The sequence below is a fragment of the Leptolyngbya cf. ectocarpi LEGE 11479 genome (assembly GCF_015207065.1).
GTDB classification, from domain to species: Bacteria; Cyanobacteriota; Cyanobacteriia; order Phormidesmidales; family Phormidesmidaceae; genus Leptothoe; species Leptothoe ectocarpi.
The window spans coordinates 1-8,973 of sequence record NZ_JADEXP010000271.1; the positions used below are offsets into that span (position 1 = coordinate 1).

Here is an 8,973-nt window from a genome sequence, read left to right on the forward strand (position 1 = left end):
GCTCTAGAGAATTCAACTGTCCAGCAGCCCAATCGTACCGATCACACCTTTCAATGGAAACGAAAAGATTGGTCCCTTGAGGACTCTGAGCTACGTTTGACCGTAAGCATTCAGGGTGATGAGATTGGTTACTATGGCTACTGGCTAAAAATACCGGAAGCCTTTACCCGTGAGTATCGAGAGACCAGAAATCTAGCTCGTTTCTTTGATGTCAACGCCTCTAGTATTTTGGTTGATGGTTCTTTGATCATCGCCTGTCTGTTTTATCTAATTGCCATGGCCCGTGGACAAATCGGCTGGCGTTCAGGTTTAACCCCGGCCTTTATCGTCTTGGCAGTCAGTTTGTTGGCCCAGTGGAATACCTTACCCCTAGCTAAAAGCTATTACAGTACTACCCAAAATTACTATCTATTCTGGGTTCAAGCTATATTTGACAGTCTTTATAACGCCATTGTTCGGGCCGTCCCTGTTTACTTTTTATGGGCAGGGGGACAACAGCTGGCAAGACGGGTTTGGCCTCAACAAGATATGATTCTGCCGCGTCATCCCAGTCGTCTCGTCACATTTACCCAAGCCTACTGGCGCGGGCTCATGCTGGCCGGTCTTAGCATGGCTTATATGGTGACGTTCTACCTGATTGCCACCTACGTATTTGATACGTGGTCCCCCATGGGCGTTGATTACAGCAATTTGTTTTCTACGCCCTTACCCTTTATGAGCGCATTGAGAAACGGTATCCTTCCCGCTATTGGTGAGGAGCTAGAGGCGCGACTAGTTGGCATTAGTATTGTTCTATTGCTTCTCCGCCATCGCTGGCTGGCCCTGCTTATTCCTGGTGGTCTTTGGGCATTTGCTCATTTAGGGTATGTCAGCGAGCCATTTTATCTCCGGGGTATTGAGCTGTGGTTACCAGCAATTTTTCTATATGGCCTATTTTTCCTACGATTTGGGCTATTGACAACAATTGTTGGTCACTGCACTTACAACAGCTTGCTCGGGGCAATGCTTCTGCTTAAAGCTCAAGACATTTATCTGGTTTCCTCAGGTATTTTGGTCATTATGCTACTGCTGCTACCGCTTTTACCAGGTGTATGGTTACGGTGGCGGCATCCTCAGGAATGGCAACAGGCACTCAAAGATGAGCGATTACAGCTACGGTCCGCCATGCCTGAAGACTATGATCAGATCGTGTCACTGCCGTTAGGCTCCGTGACATTGCCAAAGCAGTTAACCGATGTCAGATCGTGTCACTGCCGTTAGGCTCCGTGACATTGCCAAAGCAGTTAACCGATGACAGGTTACCCCCTGACTATGAAATTATCTGTCTCAAATCGCCTGAGGGTATTGAAGGCGTCAGTATTGCCAAACTTGAATCAACCACCTCTGCTGTCATTCAACATGTCTACGTCAAACCCAAATATCGCCGCTGCTACTACGGTAGTCAGCTGATAGACACTCTGGTAGCCCGTCTCAAACAGCGTGGTGTAATCAAGGTCAACGCCATCGCTAAAACATCCAATTCAAAAGAAAAGCGCTTTTGGGCAAATCAGAACTGGAAAATTGTCCACAACATCTTGCAGACAGGAACATAATTGACTGCCAAACATCACCAAGCTCCATGATCCAATGCCTGAGCCTATGAAGAGAAGGCTTGCTGATAGACGGTTTTTTTAGGCATCAAACCCAGGGGAAGCGCAGCTAATGCCTCACCCGCTGCCTTAAAGCGTAGCTGTTCATTGGGACTAACCATCCGTTCAAATAGCTTCACAATTTTAGGATCCGCCTTGACCAAGCCGGTCAAATTGCGCTGAGAAACAGTATTGGCTAACCATTCTGGAGACTGTCCCGTCAGTGATTGCAACACAATCATACCTATGGAATAAATATCACTGTTTAACTGAGGATTGCCCACTCGTTGCTCAGCTGCTTGATACTGACGCGGCTTTAAGAGCGCCTGACGATACGCTAACGAATGGGAACGAAGATTCACAAACATTCTGGTCAAGAGACCGTAATCCACTAAAACGATGCGGTTGTCAGATTGGCGACGAACAAAGCTATCGGGATGGCATTCACAATGCACCATTTGCCCTTGATGAAACGGATGCACATTGCTTAATAAACTGTGGGTGAGCTGCAGAACGTATCCCATTGACTGAGCGCTGCCTAACTCAGTGACCAACGAGCGCCCCAGGACATGCTCTTGAACCCAGTAAAATACTTCGTTTTCTTCAAAATAATCTAGACAGGTGGCAATATCGTCCTGTCGGCTGACGACCTTTAAAAAACTCATTTCTGAGGCTAAAAAGTCACGGACTGAGGAAAGTAACGATGCGTTTTCGACCGGTAAATTAAACGTATTGATCAGCACTGGTTGGGGTGTTGCCCCCTTGACATCTTTGGCTAAGATACGTTGCCCAAAAGCGTCTGAATGCAAAACCTCAGTGGTCTGATAGCAGCCATTCAAAAGCCCATTGGATGACTTACTCGAATTGAGGATTGGGGCTAGCGTGCCAGTTTTCAACCCTAAAAAGCCATTGTTTTGAGCCTCTGCTTGGTTAAAAGCAAACTCTTGTAACCCTAGATCTTCCAAGGGCGCTGTTGCCAGGTTGGCTGGGGATGAATTGACACCTAACAATGCTTCGACTTTGCCTAGAAGACGCTTGAGTACAATCGGTTTGGTGTCATAGTCATTGCAGCCAACTTTGAGAGCTGTCTTCCAATTGCCTGACTTGGTATTGGTGGTTAATGCAATGACAGGAATGTGCGCAGTGGCGGTAGAGGCTTTGAGCACTTTAATTGCCTGCCATCCATCCATAACAGGCAGCTCGGTATCCATAATGATCAAATCGGGCTGGTGATGGATGGCTAGGGCCACACCCTGATCGCCGTCAGTCGCCAATAACATCTCATATCCGCAATGCTGTAGCTTGCGGTCCAGCATCTTACGATTTAATGCATTGTCTTCTACTAATAAAATCTTGGGCATAGCGAATACGGATGGGATAGATTAACCACTCATTGATGTCGAAAATAGCCTAGACCAAGCTAGGGCCTCACAATAGATAAGAGGAATTAGCCTACACGGCTGCACACACCTGCAGTTCTTCTAAGAAGTCTTGCAGGTTCAAGTCATTGCGATAGTAAATGCTCTGAATATCATTAGCGATTTGAGCACTAACGTCTGTATCAATGGCTGAATTGGCCATGGCAATGATGGGAACATTTTCAAATATAGATGTATGTCGCAGAGTTTTGATGCATTGAACCGCGTCGGGCTCTAGATTTAGATCAATTAGAACCAAAACTGGCATATCTACCTGGGCTAGAGTTAACGCATCGGCGCTATTGTCAACACATTTTACTGTCCAATTTTCTTGCTGAAGTACGCGGGTAACGACTTCCTCATTCTTTTCCTTGGCCTGCAACAACAAAATCCATGGCTTCTCTTCAACAATAGGCTCACTACTGCCTCCCTGGACTGTTTGAGGTAGCCGCAGGGTGAATTGAGAACCTTTGTTATATTGGCTTTCTACGATAATGTCTCCCCCCATCATAGTGGCAAACTGTTTGGTAATAGTGAGGCCTAGACCTGTCCCGCCAAACTGACGAGTTGTCGAGGTGTCAGCTTGGGCAAAGGCTTTAAACACCGTCTTTTGCTGTTCCGATGTCATGCCGATTCCTGTATCGGTAATGATAAAGTCTATCCATGGGGCATCCCCTTGCATAATGGATTTGATTGCCAGGGCAATGGTGCCATCCTCAGTAAATTTATTGGCATTACTGAGTAGGTTTAATAAGCTTTGGTGCACCTTGGGGCGATCCGCTACGATCAAATCAATCTCTGTTTCGTGATGAACGATGAGCTTATTGCCTTTTTTCTGAACCAGCGGGTTGAGCACATCAATGACTTGTTCAACTAGAAACGAAATGGAGAATTCTTCGATATATAGCTCCATACGACCGGACTCGATCTTGGATAGATCAAGCACCGAGTTAATCAGGGTGAGCAGCTGTTTGCCAGCACCTTGAATACGATATAAATCGGTCTGGGCATCCTCTGCCGATAGGTTGTCAGCATCTTCGGCTAGCATCTCGCTGTAGCCGATAATGGCATTGAGGGGTGTGCGTAATTCATGGCTCATGTTAGCCAAAAAGTCGCTTTTTGCTTGGGTGGCAGCCTCGGCACTTTCCTTTGCATGGCTCAATGACTGTTCTCGCAGGGCAACTTCATTGGCCATATGTTCAAATGCACGGGCTAGCTGGCCTGGCTCATCTGCTCGAGCTGCCAGCTTACTTAAGGATGTTGACTCATCTGGGTTAGTGGACAGTGATATCCGCTGCCCCAAACTAATGTCACGGATCAGTTTGTTGAGCTGGCCTAAGGGGGTAATGACCGTCGTTTTTAATAATCGGTTAATAACACTAATGACGACAGCAAATGCTCCACTAAAAATAGCGATTACTAGCAAAAGATAGCGACTGCTGCCTGCAAATACCTGGGCAGAGGGTATGTATATGGTCTGGGCCGCAACGATTTCTCCCAACTGCCAGCCAAAGCCGTTTTCTTTGCCGTAGGTGGCAATCATGCTGGCTGGTGCTTTTGAGGGGGTGCTATGGCATTCTAGACAGCTCTCTTGTTCAACTTTGAGCGGGCGGCTGATGTACAGCAGCTTTTTACCTCCTAGGGTACGGTAGCCTTTTAGTTCATTGATCTCAGTATTGTCCCGAAACTGATTGACAATTTGGGTCTCAAACTCATCGGCCTGGTCCTTGGGATTGGTCGGATTTAACGTGGCTTCTTTGTACAAGAAGTCCTGGTAGTTATCGTCTGTACGGAAGCCTTCAAATACCTCGCGAGCGGAATAAGCTGGAACTGTTTCAGGAATAAAGTCTGATGCTTCGGCCAGTTTGTCGGTGAGATGAGGTCTGACTTTGCCACTGGTATAGGCCCTAACGGCATTCATGGTCTGAATTAATATCTCCGCCTGCTGCACCATTTCTCCCTCAGCTTTCTGACGCATCGCCGCTGAGAGAATAAGACCGCTAGAGATAATGCCAACGAAGAAAATAATCGTCAGCATTTTTGTAAATTTATTACCTAGGCTAGAAAGACGACGTTTAGACCTCATAGTGTGACTCACCCTAGAAAAGTTAGGTATATAAGTAATTACTCTATGGGTCGATTATGTGTTACTACCGGGTTGACCACGCAGTATGTGCTAGCTGTTAAGCCAACATTTCATATCTATGTGGATATTTCCTAAACTACTGAGTTTCTTTCCTGGGCGTTGGAACCATAATCGCTTGGTACATTGCGCCATTTGGAGAGGATGCTCTGGTGGTAGAAAATACTGACAATGGCTCCAGCCCACCGAGGCTGTGTGTAGTTTTGATGAAAATATTCTTTGGGCATTGCTGAGCTTCGGGATGACGTTAGCAGTGAGAAATCGTCCAATAGTGACGGCTACAGATCGGCCTATCTCCCCAATCAGCGATCGCATTCTTTGCTCAGCGGCATCAGGGTTGTAATCTGCCAGGGCTGGTTTTCGGTTTTCTCGATACTCGGTGTCAGGGTGATGAGGTCCTGGATGTTGCGCTCCATGGTTTGGCAAATGGCATTTAGAGGCAGATCGTTGAGATCGCAGCCAAAGGGATTTTCAATCTCTAGACCAATCTCTTCGACACCAAAGACAGCAAAGGCGACTAGGGCAACCACGGGAACTGTCCACCAGTTGAGTTCGCTCACTACTTGAAACGGCAAGGCCATACAGTACATGACCAAAAGCTGTTTGAGGTGGATGGAATAGGACAGGGGGAGCGGCGTCTTAAGGATGCGTTCGCAGCCGCCGATAATATTCACTAGGGTATTGACCTGCTGGACCATAGCTTGGTGCTGGTAGGGATTGATCCGTCCCTTCAGCTGCTGAACCTGGAGATAGTCCCCTAGCCAGAAGGCAATTTCTAATGGCGGGCTGTTCATTTCCGAGATTTTATCTAGCTGGGTGGGGGTGACGAGATGTCGGAGTTCTTGTGCGCAAGGCTGATAGCGTAGATGCTGTTTGGTTGCGATCGCAAATGCCACCAATAGCTTCAAGGCCTGCTCCTTGGACTGGCGATCGGTATCAATAGACACCCAGATTTGCCGCGCCAGGTTACGGACGGTGTTAATCATAGTGCCCCACAGCTTACGGCCTTCCCAAAAGCGCTCATAGGAGGCATTGGTACGAAACACCAGCAGCAAACCTAGTACCAGGCTGGGGACCACACTGCCAAGAACGGGCCAGGAGACCGACAGCCCCCCATGGTGAAACAGGGTGACCAGGAGAGCAAACGCGGTACACATGCCAACCCTGGGTACCACAGCCCGAATGACGGAACCGCGTAGGCAAAATAGCGTCTTAAACCAGGGACGGCGATCTTCTGCCATGGCTAACTCCTTATGGTTTGATTTAATCAGCGAATATCATAGCCAAACAAATTGGGGTCGGCTTCGCCCATGTCTAGATCCCCCAGACCATACTCGGCCCAGCGTCGTTCCACCATGGCGGCCACATCAGGGTCAGATTTGAGTTCGTCGCCCCATTGGTGGTCAGTTTCGGGGGGAATCTTGGTGGTGGCGTCGATGCCCATGCGACCGCCCAGACCCAGTTTTTCGTTGGCAAAGTCCAGAGAATCAAAGGGATTGTCCGGCAGGATAAACACGTCACGGGTGGGGTCTACCTTAGATGTGAGCGCCCAGATCACCTGGCGCGGGTCGCGGATATTAATATCGTGGTCCACGACGATGACAAATTTGGTGTAGGTAAACTGGGGCAGCGCGGTCCAAAAGGCCATGGCGGCGCGACGGGCCTGGCCGGGGTAGGCTTTTTTGATGGAGATGACGGCGGCTTTGTAGCTGAGAGCTTCCATGGGTAGGAAGAAATCGACAATTTCGGACACCTGCTGTCGCAAGATGGGGGTATAGATGCGGTTGAGGGCAATGGCGATCATCGCTTCTTCTTTGGGGGGACGACCGCTAAAGGTGGTGAGATAAATGGGGTTTTTACGGTGGGTGACGCACTGGAACCGTACGAGGGGGGCGCTGTCGTTAACCGGGCCGTAGTAGCCCATGTGGTCGCCAAAGGGGCCGTCGGTGGCGACTTCGCCAGGGGTGATGGTGCCTTCAAGCACAAATTCTGAGGTGGCGGGGACTTCCAGGTCAATGGTTTTACATTTGGCGAGATGCACGCCGCTACCGCCGTAAAGTCCGGCAAACAGCCATTCGGACAGGTCTACGGGGATGGGGGTGGCGGCGGCCATGATAATCAGGGGGTGGACGCCGATTGCGATCGCAATTTCTAACTTTTTCCCATTCTCTGCCGCCTTGCGCAGGTGTCTCGCCCCGCCTCGTACCGACAGCCACTGGACGGTCATGGTGTTTTTGCTTTGTAGCTGCAGCCGGTAGACGCCCACGTTGGGGATACCGGTTTCGCAGTCTTTGGTGATTACCAACCCCAGGGTGACAACTTTGCCGCCGTCCTGGGGGTAGGGTTGGATCATGGGAATCTGGGTAAGGTCCACGTCGTCGCCTTTGAGGACGACCTGATGGCACGGTGGCAGCAAGTCGCGTTGGGGTTTGGCTTTGACGACGTCAAAGAGGACTTTGCCAAATTCGATGGCTTGGGAGATTTTTTTGGGGGGTTTGGGCTGCTGGAGCATGCCTAGCTTTTTGCCGAGGGTTTCTAGTTCCTGGGGGTGTTCCATATCCATGGACCAGCAGGTGCGCTCTAGGGTACCGAGGAGGTTTACGGCGATGGAGTGGGGGGAGCCTTTGACGTTTTCGAATAGGAGGGCGGGGCCGCCGCATTGGAGCATGCGGTTGGAGATTTCGGCTATTTCTAGTTCGGGGTCGACTAGGGCTTTGATGCGGCGGAGTTGGCCACGTTGTTCGACTAGGTTGATGAATTCGCGGAGATCTCTGGCCATGGGGTGAGGGGTGTCGATAGAGAGAATTCTGAGTATCTTCCCCCTTTTTAAGGGGGATTAAGGGGGATCTCAGAAGGGGTTGCTAGTTTACGAAAGGTAAAGCTACGTTTTCTATTATGCGAGGAAATGGGTTTGGGGGGAATTGGGTGGTGTGGCGGAATGGGCTGCTCAGGACTTTCCCTCCTGAAACCTCCCGATCTGGGGACCTCAACGTCCCCAGGCCCCTTGCATAAGAGGATTTTGGGAAGAGGGCTCAAGGTGGTTGCACTAGGTCGGTGGGGTGGTTACGCTGTTCCGCATTCGCTCCACACCGTAAAAGTAAGGTTATCCTTCCCTTTTAGGCTTTTAGTTCTCCCTCTGGCTTTTCTGCTTGGTAGCTACGGTATACACACATCTAGAAGATAATTCTCTGAAAGGTATATCTAGCCTTGGATTGACCCTCATCCTAAATCCTTCTCCCTGAGGGAGAAGGACTTTGAGACCAGCCCCCCTTCTCCCTCAGGGAGCAAGGGGTTGGGGGATGAGGGCTCGAAATCTAGAGCCACTCTCCAACTTAATGTATACACGGTAGCTGCCTGGTAGGCTGAGCGAAACCGTATAGGCCCTGTGGGCATGGGCAAACCTAGCGCGGAGTCTCCTGCAGAGATAGCCTATTTTGCCTCCACCACTTTCACGTCATACCGGGCGTAGTCCTTATCAATAGACTTGATTACTCGGATGGGTCTGGTTTCGTTGGGCAGCATGGGGGCGTCGCTGCCGTAGACGGCTAGGATGTCTTCGCTGAGGATGAGTTTGTCCTGTGAGTCGTAGAAGTTGGCTTGGAGTTTGAGCTGGCGGATGGCGGTGTCGCCAGTGTTGGTGACGGCCCAGTCGGCGTCGAAGTAGGCGCTGTCGGTGAGGTCGTAAATGTCGAGGCTTTCGCGGCGGGCGGTGAGGTCAAAGCTGAGCTGGGCTGGCTGTTTGATGTCCCAGGTGTAGGGGATGGGAGCGGCGGCAGTATAGGTT

At 49.9% G+C, this 8,973-nt stretch carries 7 protein-coding genes; 2 read left to right on the top strand and 5 right to left on the bottom strand.

Annotated elements, in window-relative coordinates; all coding sequences use genetic code 11:
- Both IQ260_RS22455 and IQ260_RS22460 read left to right on the top strand, forming a co-directional pair.
- Positions 1–1,260: CPBP family intramembrane glutamic endopeptidase (locus IQ260_RS22455; protein ID WP_193995320.1), on the top strand; the 1,260-nt coding region annotated here is incomplete at its 5' end.
- Between the two features lie 5 nt (positions 1,261–1,265).
- Complete coding sequence (locus tag IQ260_RS22460; RefSeq protein ID WP_193995321.1) at positions 1,266–1,592, top strand: GNAT family N-acetyltransferase; 327 nt, start codon at positions 1,266–1,268, stop codon at positions 1,590–1,592.
- A 44-nt stretch (positions 1,593–1,636) separates the two neighbouring features.
- Here IQ260_RS22460 and IQ260_RS22465 read toward each other — a convergent pair whose 3' ends face one another.
- The 5 genes from IQ260_RS22465 to IQ260_RS22485 form a co-directional block, all read right to left on the bottom strand.
- Complete coding sequence (locus IQ260_RS22465) at positions 1,637–2,989, bottom strand: response regulator (RefSeq protein WP_193995322.1); 1,353 nt, start codon at positions 2,987–2,989, stop codon at positions 1,637–1,639.
- A gap of 91 nt (positions 2,990–3,080) precedes the next feature.
- On the bottom strand, positions 3,081–5,132 hold the full coding sequence (locus tag IQ260_RS22470) for a c-type heme family protein (RefSeq protein WP_228016350.1): 2,052 nt from the start codon (positions 5,130–5,132) through the stop codon (positions 3,081–3,083).
- A gap of 359 nt (positions 5,133–5,491) precedes the next feature.
- Positions 5,492–6,430 (bottom strand): bestrophin family protein, encoded by a 939-nt coding sequence (locus IQ260_RS22475; RefSeq protein ID WP_193995323.1) that lies wholly within the window; start codon positions 6,428–6,430, stop codon positions 5,492–5,494.
- 26 nt (positions 6,431–6,456) lie between these two features.
- Positions 6,457–7,968: a UbiD family decarboxylase gene (locus IQ260_RS22480; protein ID WP_193995324.1), complete on the bottom strand. Its 1,512-nt coding sequence runs from the start codon at positions 7,966–7,968 to the stop codon at positions 6,457–6,459.
- Positions 7,969–8,618: 650 nt separating this feature from the next.
- The coding region (locus IQ260_RS22485; protein WP_193995325.1) for an FxLYD domain-containing protein at positions 8,619–8,973 on the bottom strand (355 nt) is incomplete at its 5' end.

What these genes read in the sequence shown, in the direction of transcription:
- IQ260_RS22475 (WP_193995323.1), bottom strand. Translation starts at nt 6,430, where the DNA reads ATGGCAGAAGATCGCCGTCCCTGGTTTAAGACGCTATTTTGCCTACGC.
- IQ260_RS22480 (WP_193995324.1), bottom strand. Translation starts at nt 7,968, where the DNA reads ATGGCCAGAGATCTCCGCGAATTCATCAACCTAGTCGAACAACGTGGC.
- IQ260_RS22465 (WP_193995322.1), bottom strand. Translation starts at nt 2,989, where the DNA reads ATGCCCAAGATTTTATTAGTAGAAGACAATGCATTAAATCGTAAGATG.
- IQ260_RS22470 (WP_228016350.1), bottom strand. Translation starts at nt 5,132, where the DNA reads ATGAGGTCTAAACGTCGTCTTTCTAGCCTAGGTAATAAATTTACAAAA.